Origin of the sequence: Janthinobacterium sp. EB271-G4-7A, assembly GCF_020858075.1 — a bacterium.
Lineage (GTDB): Bacteria > Pseudomonadota > Gammaproteobacteria > Burkholderiales > Burkholderiaceae_D > Janthinobacterium > Janthinobacterium lividum.
In genome coordinates this window covers 3,180,642-3,197,289 of the sequence record NZ_JACYMI010000001.1, presented here as the reverse complement: position 1 = coordinate 3,197,289, position 16,648 = coordinate 3,180,642, and the positions used below count along the sequence as shown (strand labels likewise).

General features: G+C 64.1%; 8 protein-coding genes. 5 read left to right on the top strand and 3 right to left on the bottom strand.

Translation table 11 applies throughout. From position 1 onward, the window contains the following. Positions 1 to 16 precede the first annotated feature (16 nt). Genes IGS58_RS14400 through IGS58_RS14390 form a run of 3 tightly spaced genes read right to left on the bottom strand, consistent with a single transcriptional unit; the run spans position 17 to position 3,436 of the window. Positions 17 to 1,360, bottom strand: a complete 1,344-nt coding sequence (locus tag IGS58_RS14400; RefSeq protein WP_211550961.1) for a D-tagatose-bisphosphate aldolase, class II, non-catalytic subunit — start codon at positions 1,358 to 1,360, stop codon at positions 17 to 19. Then, positions 1,360 to 2,313, bottom strand: coding sequence for an ROK family protein (locus tag IGS58_RS14395; protein ID WP_230521817.1), 954 nt, complete (start codon positions 2,311 to 2,313; stop codon positions 1,360 to 1,362). Before IGS58_RS14395 ends, IGS58_RS14400 begins: the two co-directional genes overlap by 1 nt. Next, positions 2,300 to 3,436, bottom strand: a complete 1,137-nt coding sequence (locus IGS58_RS14390) for an SIS domain-containing protein (protein ID WP_230521816.1) — start codon at positions 3,434 to 3,436, stop codon at positions 2,300 to 2,302. Before IGS58_RS14390 ends, IGS58_RS14395 begins: the two co-directional genes overlap by 14 nt. A gap of 345 nt (positions 3,437 to 3,781) precedes the next feature. Between IGS58_RS14390 and IGS58_RS14385 the strand changes: the two genes are divergently transcribed. The 5 genes from IGS58_RS14385 to IGS58_RS14365 all read left to right on the top strand — a co-directional run bounded on the left by IGS58_RS14385 (position 3,782) and on the right by IGS58_RS14365 (position 16,638). Next, positions 3,782 to 7,132: a TIM-barrel domain-containing protein gene (locus IGS58_RS14385; protein WP_230521815.1), complete on the top strand. Its 3,351-nt coding sequence runs from the start codon at positions 3,782 to 3,784 to the stop codon at positions 7,130 to 7,132. Between the two features lie 98 nt (positions 7,133 to 7,230). Continuing rightward, positions 7,231 to 10,191 (top strand): TonB-dependent receptor plug domain-containing protein, encoded by a 2,961-nt coding sequence (locus IGS58_RS14380; RefSeq protein WP_230521814.1) that lies wholly within the window; start codon positions 7,231 to 7,233, stop codon positions 10,189 to 10,191. Between the two features lie 502 nt (positions 10,192 to 10,693). Beyond that, entirely contained in the window at positions 10,694 to 13,735 is a 3,042-nt protein-coding gene (locus tag IGS58_RS14375; protein WP_230521813.1) for a TonB-dependent receptor, read from the top strand. Positions 13,736 to 13,801: 66 nt separating this feature from the next. Next, complete coding sequence (locus IGS58_RS14370) at positions 13,802 to 15,193, top strand: Gfo/Idh/MocA family protein (protein ID WP_230521812.1); 1,392 nt, start codon at positions 13,802 to 13,804, stop codon at positions 15,191 to 15,193. Between the two features lie 128 nt (positions 15,194 to 15,321). After that, positions 15,322 to 16,638, top strand: coding sequence for a DUF3472 domain-containing protein (locus IGS58_RS14365; protein ID WP_034781631.1), 1,317 nt, complete (start codon positions 15,322 to 15,324; stop codon positions 16,636 to 16,638). Positions 16,639 to 16,648: the final 10 nt, after the last annotated feature.

The window sequence follows — 16,648 nt, the reverse complement described above, 5'->3', positions numbered from 1 at the left end:
ATGAAAAATACCGAGCTTAACAGATTGCCGCTTCGGCAATGACGGCCACTGCCGCATTGCGGTTGCAGGCGCGCGCATATTGCGCCAGCAAGCTGCCGATCTTGTGCTCGATCAGGGCTGGCGCCTGCGCTGGCAAGCTGCCCTGCACCACGGCCAGGTACTGTTCCGGCAAATGCTGGCTCAGCAGCGGCAGCGGAATGGCCACGGTGTCCAGGTTGGCCAGCAGCTTGCCGACGGCGGCCGCCACTTCCGGCTCGCCCCAGTAATAGCGGCAACGGTCGCTCAAGCCGTAGCGGCGCATCAATCGCTGTTCTTCCGGCGTGCCCAGGTAATGCTTGATCCAGTTCTTCGGCTTGGCCACCATCACGTCGTCGAGCACCTGCATCAGTTGCGAGGTGGCGTGTGCCGGCAGCAGTTCTTCCTCGATCTGGCACAGGGCGAACAGCGCCTCGCGCAGGGCGAAGGTGGCGGCAGGCCCCACTTTCAGGATGGCGAAGTGGTCGCGCACCATGGCATGCAGGGCCGACTCGCGCTGGTAGTCGGTGGAATGGGCTTCGAACACGAGGCCAGGCTGCTCGGCGACAAAGGCCGACAGCTCGGTGGCGGCGTCCGCGTCGTAATGCTGGATGCTGCTCTGGTCGAAATCGACGCCCGGCTGCACCACCATGGCGATGACCCGGCGCCAGGCGCCATGCAGGTCGTTCTCGAGAAACGCGCGGCGGTGCACGTCGAGGGTGCGGCGCGCCGCTTGCGGGCTGGTGACGGCGCCGGCCTGCGCCAGCGACGCTTCTCCGCCGGGAATCGGCACTTCCGTGCCGATCACGTAGACGGGTGGCGCGAAGCCGGCGGCGGCGGCCGCTTCCTCGGCGACGATGCACAGGCGCGCCGAACGGGCGGCCACGGTTTCATCGTCGAGCTGCAAGGGGTCATCAATGCAGCGCATGCTGCAATCGAGGTGGATCTTGTGGAAACCGGCCGACGCATACGCGGCGATCAGGGTTTCGGCGTGATTCATCGCGGTGGCCGCATCGAGGTGCTGCCAGGCGTTCGGGCCCAGATGGTCGCCGCCCAGCACGAGGCGGCTGGCGGGAAAACCCTGTTCGCGGGCCAGTGCCAGCATGGTGTCGCGGAAAACTGCCGGCGTCATGCCAGTGTAGCCGCCGAACTGGTCGACCTGGTTCGACGTCGCTTCGACCAGCAGCACGGTGTCGTATTCGCTGGCCACGCGCATGGCGGCGCGCAGCACGCTCGGGTGGCTGCAGCAGACGGCGTACAGTCCCACGCGCTCGCCGCGGCGGTGCGCCTTGATCACTTGCTGGATCGGGGACAAGGTAAAAGTCGGGTTTTCCGCTTGCTTCATCATGTTGACGCCTTTGTATGTTGTCGTATCAAAAGGGCCGCGCCGCGCGCGCCGCCGGCATCGCCAAAGCGGGGCGGCAGAATCGGCGGCACGTGCACGCCGGGGAACAGGTGGCGCTTGACGGCGGCCGGCAGCTTGTCGTACAGGTGCGGCAGCTTGGACAGGCCGCCGCCGAGCACGATGACGTGCGGGTCATAGGCCAGCACCAGGCCGGCCAGCGCGTGGCCCAGCACATCGAGGTGCACGGCCACCGTGCGCTGGGCCACGGCATCGCCCATGTTGGCGCGCGCCACGATGGCCAAAGGCTCTGCGCCGTCGCCGCCAAAGTGCGCGTGGATTTTGCGCATGGCGGGGCCGGAGACATAGCGCTCCAGGCAGCCCGCCTTGCCGCACGGGCAGGGGTAATCGGCCAAGCCATGCTGCGCCAGCAGGGTGGCGGGCAGGCTCCAGTGGCCCCATTCGCCGGCCACGCCGTTAAAGCCGCGCAGCAGCTGGCCACCCACGCAATAGCCGCCGCCAGCGCCCGTGCCGAGGATGGCGCCGAACATGCTGGCGGCATTGTCGGCCGCGCCGCCTTGCGCTTCCGACAGGGCGAAGCACTGGCAATCGTTGCCGATGGCGACAGGACGTTTCAAGGCCTGCTGCAAGGTTTGCGCCACCAGGCGGCCGTTCAGGGCCGGCACGTTGGAGCTCAGTTGCCGGCCGCTGGCGCTGTCGATCACGCCGGGCAGGCCGATGCCGACAGGCGCTGTCGTGCCCAGGGCGGCGTCGCCGCGCGCCACCAGGTCGACGATGGCTTGCACGAAGGCGGCAAAATCGTCGCCCGGCGTGGCCACCCGTTCGCGGAACACTTCCGACAGCGCGCCGTCGCGGTCGGCAAAGGCGACCAGCTCCATCTTGCTGCCGCCGATGTCGATGCCGTGATAGCCGGCTGTGTGATTAGAATTGGTCATGGCCATAGATGGTGACGCCCTGCACGACACGGTTGACGATGCCGCCGGCGAATGGATTGTCGGGGCGCAGTTGCAGCAGCGCGGACTGGTGCAGCGCATATTGCTGCGCCATCAGCAGCCACAGCGGAGCCAGCCAGGCGTCGGGCCAGGCCGACGCATCGGCTGACAGGTCGCCGCCGATGCCCACGGTCAGGCAGCGCTGCGCCACGCTGTCGCGCTGCAGTTCTTTCAATAGGTCGTCTTCGTACTGGCGCGCCAGCGGCTTGCTGCTGCGCAGCAGGATCACCAGCGACTCCGTGGTGACGGCCGATTTCGGGCCGTGGCGGAAACCGAGCGGCGTATTCGCCATCGCCATCACGCGGCCACCCGTCAATTCCAGGATCTTCAATGCCGCTTCCTTGGCCAGCGCTTCCAGCGGGCCGCTGCCCAGGTAGACCACGCGCTGCACGGGAGTCGAGCCCAGGTCCGCCACGGGGGCCGACCAGTCGCGCAAGGCTTGCTCGCCCAGCTGCGCCAGGGTCTCCAGGCGGTTCAGATCCGTGTCCTTGCCCAGTACCGACAGGGCTGCCAGCAGCATGCTGCTAAAGCTGCTGGTCATGGCGAAGCCGCGATCGCAGCTGCCTTCCGGCATCAGCAGGTTATACGTATTACTGTCGTTCGCGCCCTGGCGAGCCAGCTTGCCGTCGGCGTTGCAGGTGATGTTCAGGAAGCGCGCGCCGGGCACGACCTGGCGCAGCAGTTCCACGGCCGCCAGGCTTTCCGGGCTGTCGCCGCTGCGGGCAAACGAGACGAGCAGGGTGGGGGCATCCGCTTCCAGATACAGCTCATGGTGCGTCAGCAAAGTCGTGGTGGCGATGGCGCGGATCTGCGCAGGCCAGGCCGCGTTCAGGGTATCGACGACGATTTCGCCCACATAGGCCGAGCTGCCGGCGCCCGTCAGGATGACACGTTGCTGCGGATTGGACAGTGCGTCGCCGAGGAAGGCGGCCAGGGCCGCTTGCTCGTTGCGCAAAATAGTGGCCAGCGCGCGCCAGATGGCTGGCTGGTGCGCGATTTCCTCGGCCGTGTGCAGGCCGCCGATGTCGCGCCAAGTTTGAATGTCACGCTGAAGAAGGGTAGTCATGGAGTGTCAGTAAAGTGTTTGTTGGAGAAAGCATAAATACTAAATTTCGAAAAGTCAAATACGAAAGTAAAACGAAAGTAAATAGTTGTATGCCTTGCGAAATAATGTCGTTTTAAAGGCCGTGAAACATGCTGCGGTGCAGCGCAAAAGCCTGTGGCGGCGCGGCCTGTCGCTGAAATGCGACGATAACGAAAGATTACGCTATGGAATTTGAGTGAAACGTAAGATAAATTGGCTTATTTTAGGCATTTTATTAATAAATTAGCGCCATAACTTTCTTTTGGTTGACGATATTTATTTTTCTTCTTAAAGTAATTTCATTGAATCACTTCTGAAAGCCAGCAGATGAACCCTCTCCCGCTTCCCCGTCGCGTCCTTGCCGCCTGTGTCCTCGCCGCCCTTGCCACCCTGTCTGCGCCCGGCCTGCATGCCGCGACCATCGGCAATCTGCAGTCGCTCTCCGCCGTGCGCGCGGCCGACGTGGCCAAGGGCGAGGCAGTGGGCTGGGAGGTGCGCAGCGATACGGGCATGCAGCTGCGTATCAGCCTGCCGCAGGCGGACGTGCTGCGCATCCAGGCGGGCGGCAAGGGCGGCTTGACGGGGCCAGGCGACAAGGCCGCGCCCATCGTCGTGGGCCAGCCTGCCGCGCAGGTGGCGTACCGGATCAATGAACAGCCCGACCATATCCTGATCAGCACTGATGCTTTGAGCCTGCGCATCGACCGCAAACCGTTGCGCTTTACCCTGCTGCGCAAGGGCGACGCGGTGCCCCTGTGGCGCGAGGTGCAGCCGCTGTCGCTCGACGACAAGCAGGGCGTGCAAGTGTTATCGAGCCTGCCGGGCGAGCGGTACTTTGGCGGCGGCCAGCAGAATGGCCGCTTCGAATTCAAGGGCAAGCAGGTGCCCGTGTCGTATTCGGGCGGCTGGGAAGAGGGCGACCGGCCGAATCCCGCGCCATTCTTGATGAGTTCACGGGGCTGGGGCATGCTGCGCAATACCTGGGCCGACGGCAATTACGACTTGCGCGACCAGGAACAGATCTCGCTGCAGCACGCGGAAGGCCGCTTCGATGCGTATTTCTTCGTCGGCAAGGATCTGCGCGACGTCGTCGCCCGCTACACGGACTTGACGGGCCGCGCGCGCATGCTGCCCCGCTGGGCGCTGGAATACGGCGACGCCGATTGCTACAACGATGGCGACAACGTGAAAAAGCCCGGCTCCGTGCCGAAGGGCTGGACGGATGGCCCCACGGGCAAGACGCCGGACGTGGTGGAAAGCGTGGCGCGCCAGTACCGCGAACACGACATGCCGGGCGGCTGGATCCTGCCCAACGACGGTTATGGCTGCGGCTACACGAACTTGCCGGAAACGGTGAAGGGCCTGGCAGGCTATGGCTTCCGCACGGGCCTGTGGACGGAAAACGGCGTCGACAAGATCGCCTGGGAAGTGGGCCAGGCGGGCAGCCGCGTGCAAAAGCTGGACGTGGCGTGGACGGGCAAGGGTTACCAGTTCGCCATGGATGCGAACAAGTCGGCGTATGACGGCATCCTGAACAACTCCGACAGCCGCCCGTTCCTGTGGACGGTGATGGGCTGGGCCGGCATCCAGCGCTACGCCGTGGCATGGACGGGCGACCAGAGCGCCAGCTGGGATTACATCCGCTGGCACATCCCGACCCTGATCGGTTCGGGCCTGTCCGGCCAGGCGTATGCGTCCGGCGACGTGGACGCCATCTTTGGCGGCAGCCCGGAAACCTATCTGCGCGACTTGCAGTGGAAAAGTTTTACGCCCGTCCTGATGGGCATGTCCGGCTGGGCCGCGGCCGAGCGCAAGCATCCGTGGTGGTTCGTGCAGCCGTACCGCGACATCAACCGCCGCTATCTGAAGCTCAAGATGCGTTTGACGCCGTATATGTATACCCTCGTGCGCGAAGCCGAACAATCGGGCGCGCCGCTGGTGCGCGGCCTGATGTGGGATTATCCGCAAGACCCGGCCGCCTACACGGAAGCCTATAAATATCAATTCCTGCTGGGCCGCGACGTGCTGGTGGCACCTGTCTACCGCAGCCAGGCCGTCAGCGGCGGCTGGCGCAAGGGCATCCACCTGCCGCAGGGTACCTGGTACGACTACTGGGATGGCCGCCAGGCCACGGCGGACGCGCAAGGGCGCGACCTGGATATGCAGGTCACGCTGGACAAGCTGCCCGTGTTCGTGCGCGCCGGCGCCATCCTGCCCATGTATCCGGAAATGCTGTACGACGGCCAGAAACCGAAGGACCAGCTCACGCTCGATGTGTATCCGCAAGGCGATTCCGACTACATCCTGTATGAAGACGACGGCAACACGCGCCAGTACCAGGGCGGCGCCTTCAGCCAGCAAGTCATCCGCATGCGCCAGGCGGGCGCCGACGTGCAGGTCGACATCGGCGCCGTCGATGGCAAGTACCAGGGCCAGGAAGGGCGCCGCGGCTATGCGCTGCGCATGCTGGCCGGCCAGGCCCCGGCCGCCGTGCGCGCCGGCGAACGGCTGATCGCGGCATTCGCCGACCGTGCCGTCTACGACAAGGCGGCAGAAGGCTGGTTCTTCGATGCGGCCGATAGAAAAGGCACCCTGCACGTGAAAGTGGCGGCGCAGGACATCCGCCAGCCTTTGATGCTGCAAGTCGCCGGCGCGCTGGCCGTGGCGCGAGCCGACGCCGACTTCCCGGCCGCCCCCGTGCCGGGCCGCGCCTTGCCGGCCGACGCTATGCAGGTGGTGGCGCGTCCTGCGGAAGAAAGCGGCTACCCGCTGGAAAACGCCTTCGATGGCAAGCCGGAGACGTGGTTCCGCACCGTGCGCAGCCCGTCCGTGAAAAGCGGTCCGCACGAATGGGTGGTCGGCTTTACGGAACGGCGCCTTATCGACGGCATCGAACTGGCGCCGCGCAACGACCAGCACTGGAAGCATGGCCAGGTGCGCGACTATGAAATCTACATCGGCGACAACAACGGCGAGTGGGGCGCTCCGCTGGCACGCGGCACACTGAAACTGCAAGAGGGAACGCAGACCATCAGCTTCCCCGCCACAGCCGGGCGCTTGCTGCGCTTCCGCGTCATGAGCACGCAAAATCCGGAAGGCGATGGCGCGGCTTCCCTGGACCCGATGGTGACGGCGGCGCAAGGCGCGCCGGTGGCGCGCGCGTTCGATGCGGCGCTGGCGACCGACGTGGCGCCCGTTACCTTGTCCGAATTCCGCGTGCTCGAGCACCGCGTGGCCGAAGGCGCGGAGGTGCAGCGCTATCTGTCGGACCTGGCGCTGCCGAAGAATATCGCGAAAGACCGGCCAGCCGGCAAGGCGGCCGAGATGCGCATGAACGGGCTGTGGTTCCGCAAGGGCCTCGGCGTGGGACCTGCCAGCCGCATTGACTTGCAGCTGGCTGGCAACTGGAATCTGCTGCGCGCCGACCTGGGCGTGGACGATAGCTGCCGCAGCGCGGGCGGCTTGCAATTCCAGGTCTGGAGCGGTGAGCGGCTGCTGTACGACAGCGGCCTGGTCACGGCTCCCGGGGTGGTCAAACCCGAAATCGACGTGCGCGGCCTGAGCCAGCTCAGTTTGCGCACCCTGGGCGCGCGCGGCGCCCGAGCGGCCCAGGTCTGCGGCAACTGGGCCAATGCCGTGCTGACCGGCACGGAGGGCGCGACGGTCAAGCCGCGCTAGGCACTCAATCATTTCACTAAAAACGAGCCCCTCTTCGGACCGGGGAGGGGCTCTTGCAGCCTGACGAAAACAAATCACTTATAAAAAGGGAGATGGGAATGCACTTGAAAAAACTGATGGCCGCCATGGCGGCGGTAGGATTGGGCTCAACTGTGCTGGCATCAATGGCGCTGGCAGCGGAGGAGGAGAAACTGGCGCGCGTCGAAGTGACGGGTTCCAGCCTGAAGCGCATCAACGCGGAAACGGCGTCGCCGGTACAGGTGATCAACGCCAAGCAGATCGAAAACATGGGCGCGCTCACCTTGCTGCAAGTGCTGGACAACCTGCCCGCGGCCCGTCCGGCGCAGCAGGACTTCCGCTCGATGTTCACGGGTTCCGATGGCGGCTCGCAAGCGAACTTGCGCGGCCTCGGTGCGCAGGGCACCCTGGTGCTGCTGAATGGCCGCCGCCTGTCGTTCTATGGCGCGCCGGCCGGTTTCCAGACCATGTTCGTCAATATTGACGCCATTCCCGCCGCCGCCATCGAGCGCATGGAGATTTTGACGGACGGTGCGTCGGCCGTATATGGCTCCGATGCCGTGGCCGGCGTCATCAACGTGATCACCAAGAAGTCGTATCAAGGCCTGGAAGCGCGCGCCAATGGCGAATTTTCGCCCAGCGTGAAAGCCTATGGCGAGCGCCAGGCCAGCGTGCTGTATGGCCTGGGCGACCTGGCCAGCGACGGCTACAACGTCTACGGTTCCGTGAACGTCTACCAGCGCGACCGCATCGCGCTGGCCGATACCTGGCGCAAGCGTCCCGCGTATTTTTATGCGAACAATCCCAATTTCATCCCGAACATGCGCGTGGGCGTGGGCAGCGAACCGGGCACGATGAATCCCGGGACCTTTTTTGTCTTCGACAAGGCGAAGAACAATGCGCGCACCCAGCGCGCCGTCAATGGCTGCAACAACAGCATCACCGAGGCGTCGGGCACGCGCTGCGTGTGGAATGCGCTGCCCAACCAGCTTGACACGGGGCCTACCTCGGAGCGCGCCACGGCTTACCTGAGTGGCCGGCTGAAACTCGGCGGCGACATGGAAGCGTTCGCGGAAGGCGCCTTCACCCACATCAAGATGCGCGGCGAGAATGGTCCGTCCAGCTTCAATAGCGGCAGCACGAATAACTGGTTCGCGCGCAATACGGGCAATACCCTGAATACCTTCGCCACGCCTTTCCTGAGCCCGAACAACGTCTACCTGAAAGGCAAGCTCGATGCCGATATGGTGGCGAAGATGGGCGGCGCGGCCGGCTTGAATTACCTGCTGCAGGATGCGACGGGCCACTTCGGGCAGAAGAATGTCGATGAAAACTACCGCGCGCTCGTCGGCCTGCGCGGCAGCATCGGCGGCGGCTGGGATTTTGAAACGGCGCTCAGCGTGGCGGGCAGCCATTCGACCCTGTTCCAGACGGCGAACATCAACATCAAGGGATTCGAGCAGGCGTTCGGACCGTTCACGAAGGATCCCGTCAGCGGCCGCACGTATATCTCAGACAATCCCGCCTACAAGTTCGGCGAAATCAGCGAGGCCAATGCGGCGCTGGTGCGCGCGGCCTACCCGACCTTCGCCATCGAATCGTGGACCAAGCTGATGACGTGGGATGCGAAGCTGGAAGGCACCCTGTTCAAGCTGGGCGAGCGCGAAGTGCGCGCCGCCGTGGGCACCAACGTCATGCGCGAGAGCTTCCTCACGCCCGGCAACGCGGATGCGGCGAATGGCTTGATTACGCAGCAGGGCGGTTCCTGGTTCGATGGCCGGCGCACCATCGCCGCCGTGTTTGGCGAAGTGGTGGTGCCGCTTAGCGACACCCTGGAAGTCAACGCGGCCGCGCGCCTGGACAAATACCCGCACTTCGCCGCCAACCTGGCGCCCAAGCTGGGCGTGATCTGGCGCGCGCGGCCCGACCTGATGCTGCGCGGGACGTATTCGGAAGGCTTCCGCGCACCCAACCTGGCCGAATCGGGCACGGGCGGCGTCTTTGCGCAGGTGGGCGGCATCCGCGACACCGTGCGCTGCGACGAAACGAATGCCATGGCGCGCGCCCTGATGAAGTCCGCGGTGGCGACGGATGCGGACTTGGGCAAGAGTTTGCTCAATTCGAACTGCTCCACGACGGTGGGCGGCCTGACGCCGCCGAACCAGAATCTGCGTCCGGAAAAGGCGAAGATATCGACCGTGGGCCTGGTGCTGCAGCCGGCCAAGGACGTGAGCATCTCCATCGATTACTGGTTCATCAACCGCCGCGACGAAATCGTGCGCCAGGACTTCAACGAGCTGTTTACGGAACTGGTGGCCAAGTACGGCCCGACCCTGGCCGGCACGCCCAGCGCCATCCGCAACGACCTGACGGATACGGACCGGGGCAACGTCGCGGCCGTGGCGGCCATGTGCGCCAATCCCGCCAATGCGGGCGTGTGCGCGGGCGGCGTGCCCGGCTACTCGGTGGGCAACCTGGGCGGCTTGATCAACTCGTATTCGAACCGTGGCCGCACCCTGATGGATGGCGTGGACATCGATGCGCGCACGCGCTTTGCGCTCGGCGACTGGGGCAAGCTGAGCACTGGCATCGCGGCCACCATCCGCAAGCGCGACACCCATGACAGCGAAGACGGCAGCGACATCAAGGGCAACACCGTCGGCTATTACGATTCGCCGCGCTACCGCGCTACCGTCAATGCCGACTGGAGCTACCGCAACTTCGTCAGCAGCGTCTTTATCAACTATTCGGGCAAGACGCGCTGGGCGTATGGTCCCTGGGACAAGGACAACACGCCGGAAAACTGCACTGCCGCCTCGGTGACCTTGCCGGCCGGCCAGTGCAAGGGCGCGCCGTCATACACCACGGTGAACCTGGCCTTCAGCTGGAAGCCGCTGAAGAACCTGGACGTGGGCCTGAACGTGAAGAACGCGTTCAACAAGCAGCCGTACTACGACCCGAACGGCTGGGAAGGCTACAACCATAGCCAGGACCTGTTCGGCCGCCAGTTTGCCCTGTCGGCCAGCTACAAGTTCTTTTAAAGCGTGACGATGCCCCGGTCCGTCAGCTGGCATGGTGCGGGCCGGGGTATTGCCATGAAAAAGAAAATACAATACTCCAATATGCACAATACGAAAGATAAACGTAAGTGAAAGAGGATAGGCATGTCTTCTTTCGCGTTGCTCTTCCCGGATTGCCACGCGGATTATCCTCTGCCGGACGACTCCTTGCCTGCGCGTGTATCTGCCATACCACGATAACGAAAGTTATCTGCCGCGAATCTGATTAAATCGAAAGATAAATACTCTTTATTTGCTCAATTTGGCGATAAATTTACGTTATAACTTTCTTTTTGTTGACGATACTTATTTTTCTTTTTAAAGTAATCCCAAGAAAAGAAAATCAGCCGATGCGGACTGATTTCCCGGAAGGTGCAACTGCCTGGCTGCACCGGCCGACGACCACCATAAAAATTGCATCCCCCCGACTTCGCCCTGGAGCGGGGAGGGCGCGCATAACCCTCGATATAGACGGAGAGACAGCATGCATACCACCCGACTCAAATTGCGCGACATCAGCCGCGCCGCAGCGATCGTGATCGCACTGGCGGCCGGCGTGCCAGGCCAGGCCTGGGCACAGTCGAACGCCACCAGCACCATTTTCGGTGAAGTGAGCGCGCCGGCCGGCGCCACCGTGGTGCTGGAAAACCTGGCGACGGGCGTGCAGCGCAGCCTGACGCCCGATACGTCGGGCCGCTACGTGGCCAACTCCATGCCGCCAGGTCGCTATGCGGTGCGCGTGCTGCGTGCCGGTTCGGTGGAAGCGTCGCAGGAAGTCGAAGCCCTGATCGGCGCGGGCGCGGAAGCGAACTTCGGCCCGGCCAGCGCCGCCGGCACGGTGGGCCAGGAGCAGACCGTCGTGGTGAAGGCGTCGCGCAATCCGATCGACGTGTCGAACACCAACAATGGCGTGATCTTCACGGCCAAGGAATTGAAAGCGCTGCCGGTCGGGAACGACGTCGCCTCCATCGTGCAGCTGACGCCGGGCGTGTCGCGCGGCACCAACAGCGTGTATGGCAATGCGCCATCGATCGGCGGCTCGGGCCAGTCCGAAAACGCCTTTTACGTCAACGGCTTCCCGATCACGAATATCCTGACCCAGGTGGGCGCATCGGAGCTGCCGTTCGGCGCGATCTCGAACCTGCAGGTGCTGTCGGGCGGCTATGGCTCGGAGTTTGGCCGCTCCACGGGCGGGGTGATCAACATCACCACCAAGAGTGGCGGCAACAAGGTCGAATTCGGCGGCAAGGTGTCCATCATCCCCCGTTCGCTGAAAGGCGAGCCGGAAAACACCTATTACCCGAACACGGGCGCCAATCCGAAGACGGATGGCAATCTGCTGTACTGGAACCGCGACAATGGCAGCACCAGCAAGGTGGTGGGCCTGTATGGCAGCGGCCCGCTGATCAAGAACAAGCTGTTCGCCTTCGTGGCGCTGGAACAGACGCGCACGGACAGCCAGGCCGTTGCCGCCACCGCCGACTCGGGCACGGCCCTGGCGCGCGGCTGGAGCACCAGCCAGAGCAAGGTGAACCGCATGATGGCCAAGCTGGATTACAACCTGACGGACGACCATCACTTCGAATACACCAAGCTGTATGACCGCACGAAAACGGATAGCCAGGCGTATGGCTACAGCTACGCCACGCATGCGAGCAATGGCGTACAGGCGGGCAAGGGCGAGACGACGGTCAACTGCTGCGGATCATCGGCCGCGCCGGGCGCCAACATCGACATCTTCAAGTACACGGGCTACCTGACGGACAACCTGACCGTGACGGCCATGATGGGCGAATCGCGCACCTCGCACACGCGCACGCCGAATGGCTACAATCCGCTGCTGGCGCAAACGTCGTCGAATACCTCGACCCAGGTGCCTGGCCTGACGTACGCCAATCCGCAAACGGTGACGGGCACTCTGGTCGACCCATCGTCGGAAGACCGCCAGAAGGCCAAGCGTCTGGACCTCGAATACAAGCTGGGCAAGCACTCGCTGCGTGGCGGCATCGACCGCATCGACGTGGAATCGAAGGTGGGCCTGAGCCTGGCGGGCGGCTACCGCTGGAGCTATCTGAAAGCGGACGATCCGAACCGGGCCATCAACGGCGCGTTCGAGACGCCGGCACAGGGTGGCGGCTACGGCGCGCAGGGCTATTACGTCAGCAAGGACTTGAATGCCAACCTGGCGCGTCCGACCAGTGTGCAGTCGGCGCAATACATCCAGGATCACTACCAGGTCACGGAGCGGGTGCTGCTGGACCTCGGTCTGCGCCGCGAGCAGTTCACCAACTACAGCACCGATGGCGTGGCCTTCATTTCGCAGCGCAACATGATCGCCCCGCGCGTGGGCGCCACCTGGGATTACCTGGGCGACGGCACCCTGAAATTCTTCGCCAACGGCGGCCGCTACCACTTGCCGGTACCGTCGAATTTGTCGAGCAACATGGCCAGCCCCTTCCTGGCCACCAGCGAGATGTACACCTACACGGGCGTCGATCCCGTCACGGGCGCGCCAACGGGCCTGCACGCCATCAGCAAGCCGTATTCGGCCAACAACGCGTACGGCCAGAGCCGCGATGCGCGCGAAGTGACGGCCGTTGGCCTGAAACCGCTGTCGCAGGATGAATTCTCGCTGGGCTTCGAACGCGCCCTGAGCAAGAAACTGGTGGTGGGCGCCAGCGTCCTGTACCGCAAGCTGAACGACACCAACGACGACACCTGCGACGCGCGTCCGCTGCAAGCATGGGCCACGCGCAACAGCGTCGACACGGGCAACTGGAGCGGCTTCCAGTGCGCCATCATCAATCCGGGCCGCGACAACAGCCTGATGGTGGACTTCGACGATGGCAAGGGCCTGCGCCGCGTGGATATTTCGGCGGCAGAGTGGGGCAACCCGCTGCCATCGCGCACCTACCGCGCCTTGAACATGTTCGTCGAGCATCCGTACACGAACGGCTGGTACGGCAAGCTGACCTACACCTTGTCCGGCCTGAAGGGCAATATGGAAGGCCAGACGGACAGCATCGGCGGCGGCGACGTGGGCCTGACGGTCAGCGACGACCACAAGGAACTGATGTACAACGCCTATGGCTACCTGCCGGGCGACCATCGCCACGCCTTCAAGGCCTACGGCTTCATGCAGCTCATCCCGGACGTGATGGTCGGCGCCAACCTGTCGCTGACCTCCGGCGCGCCGCGCAACTGCATCGGCGCGCTGCCCGATAACCTGCGGTTCGAGAACGATTACGGCGATTCCTACTTCTATTGCAATGGCAAGCCGGCGCCGCGCGGCAGCCAGGGTCGCCTGCCTTGGCAAGCCCAGCTGGACATGAATCTGGCCTATACTCCCAGCGCCGTCAAGGGCCTGAGCCTGAAAGTGGACGTCTTCAATGTGTTCAACAGCCAGACCGTGACCCGCTATAACGAAACGCGCGAAGACCATGGCGCCATCGCCCGCAACTACCTTCAGGTGGCTGGCCGCACGGCGCCGCGTTCGGTGCGCTTCACGGCGGAATACACCTATTAAACTGCAGCCGGCCCGCTGCAAGGCGGGCCGGTGACGAACATTACCAATGGAAGCGAGAAGAGACCAATGACAACACAAATCAATCGACGCAATTTCCTGTCCGCCAGCGCCGCGCTGGCCGGTGGCGCCATGGCCGGCAGCGCCTTGCTGCCTGGCGACGCCAGCGCCGCCCCTGCGGCCGGCCGCGACAAAGTCCGCCTGGGCCTGATCGGCACGGGCATGCGTGGCCAGGTGCTGCTGGCTGAACTGGTGCGCCGCGATGACGTGGAAGTGGTTGCGCTGTGCGATATCGAGCCGATCATGCTGAAACACGCGCTGGGCCAGGTGGCCAAAGCCGGCAAGCCCCGTCCGCGTACGTATGGCGAAGACCGCGACCAGAAAGCCTACAAGCGCATGCTGGACGCGGGCGGCCTCGATGGCGTGATCATCGCCACGCCGTGGGAATTCCACGCGCCGATGGCGATCGCCGCCATGCAGGCGAAGATACCCGTCGGTTGCGAAGTGGTGGCCGGCATTACCCTGCAAGACCACTGGGACGTCCTGAATACCCAGCTGAAAACGGGCACGCCATACATGTTGCTGGAAAACGTGTGCTACCGCCGCGACGTGATGGCTGTGCTGCAGATGGTGCGCGCGGGCCTGTTCGGCGAACTGCTGCACCTGCAGGGCGGCTACCAGCACGATCTGCGCGCCGTGAAATTCAACAGCGGCAATCCTGCCAAGCCGTATGGCGGCGGCGTGGAATTCGGCGAAAAGGGCTGGTCGGAAGCCCATTGGCGCACGCAGCACTCGGTCGAACGCAATGGCGAACTGTATCCTAGCCACGGCATCGGCCCATGCGCCATGTACACCAACATCAACCGCGGCAACCGTTTTACGCGCATCAACGCCTTCGCCACCAAGGCGCGCGGCTTGCACGACTACATCGTCAAGCAGCCGGGCGGCGCACAGCATGCGAACGCCAAGGTCAAGTTCAAGCTGGGCGACGTGGTCACCACCACCCTGGCGTGCGAGAACGGCGAAACCATCATCCTGCAGCACGATACGAGCCTGCCGCGCCCGTACTCGCTGGGCTTCCGCGTGCAAGGCACGGACGGCCTGTGGATGGACCTGAACAATTCCATCCATATCGAGGGCGTCAGCAAGCCGCACCAGTGGGACGATTTCAAGACCTACCAGGACAAGTATGAGCATCCGGTCTGGCGCAAATATGCGGCGCAAGCGGAAGGCGCGGGCCACGGCGGCATGGACTTCTTCGTCATCCACGCCTTTGTCGAAGCGCTGAAGGCCAACGCGCCGATGCCGATCGATATCTACGATGCCGTGACGTGGAGCGCCATCACGCCGCTGTCCGAGCAGTCGATCGCCGCCAACTTCCAGACCCTGGACTTCCCGGACTTCACGGGCGGGCAGTGGAAATCGCGCAAGCCTATCTTCGCTCTCGACGGCAAGTACTAAGCCTTCACGACCCGCTACCGCGCCTGCCGCCGTAGCGGGTTTTTTCCAGCCATCCCAGCTTTTCAAACCGCGGCGCACGCCGCAGGACTTCTTGCGCCTGTTGCACGCCGTACCACCAGGAGACGTTGATGAAACACAGAAGTTCATTACTCTACGCAGTCCTTCCCGCCATGCCATTGCTGCTGGCCGCATGCGGCGGCGCCACTGCCACCGCTACCCCCGACATGGGCGGCACCGCCTTGCTGGCTGCCAGCGTGGCCGCGCCGGCCACCACCGCCACCGTGGAACTGGCTGGCAACGCCTTCATCACGGGCGGGAACGAGGGCGCCGTCATCGGCGAACATGGCCTGGCCGGCTGGAGCAATCCGGCTGCCGTCGCCAGTACGTATTTCCGCGTCTCCGGGGCGGGCCCTGTCCAGGTGGCGCTTGACGCCAGTCTGGCCGATGGCGGCAACAGCAACATCCGCGTGAAGATCAACGGCAAGCCCTTCGACGTGAAGCTGGCCGGCAAGGCGCGCAAGACCTATGCCGTGGGCACGGTGAACGTGGCGGCGGCCGGCTATGTGAAGGTGGACTTGCAGGGGCTGTCGCGCGTGAAGGCCACGTTCGGCGACGTCACCGCGCTGAAGGTGACGTCGAACGCCGCGCTCACGTACGCCAATGACCCCGCCAATTACTACTGGTCGCGGCGCGGCCCGTCCGTGCACATGGGTTACACGGTGCCGGCCAATACCGAGTATTTTTATAACGAGATGACGATACCCAAGGGGCAGGACGCCATCGGCTCCTATTTCATGGCCAACGGCTTTGGCCAGGGCTACATGGGCATCCAGGTGAAATCACCGAGCGAGCGCTGGATACTGTTTTCCGTGTGGGACGCCGACAATGGCGCCAAGACCACCCTGGTCAGCAAGGGCGCCGGCGTGGTCGATAACGCCTTTGGCGGCGAGGGCACGGGAGGCCAGACCTATCTGTCGTATAACTGGGCAGCCGGCACGACGTACCGCTTCATCACGCGCGCGCGGCCCGACGGCAATGGCGGCAGCGATTACTCGGCCTGGTTCTTCGCGCCCGAGACGGGCAAATGGCGCTACATCGCCACCTGGAAGCGGCCAGCCATCAGTACGTATCTGACGGGCGTGCATTCCTTCCTCGAGAACTTCATCGATACCCTGGGCTACACGGAACGCCGCGTCCAGTTCGGCAACCAGTGGGCAAGGAATGCATCGGGTACCTGGTCGGAAGTGACGGCCGGGAGGTTCACCGGCGACGCAACGGCCACGAATGCGCAGCGCATGGATTACGCGGGGGGCCTGGAAAACGGCAAGTTCTACCTGCATAACGGCGGCTTCTTTGCCGATTACGTGCAAACCAGCCAGAACTTCACGCGTCCGGCCACTGGCCAGGCGCCCACCGTCGATGTGAGCGCCTTGCCGATGCAATAAGCGCTGGTTT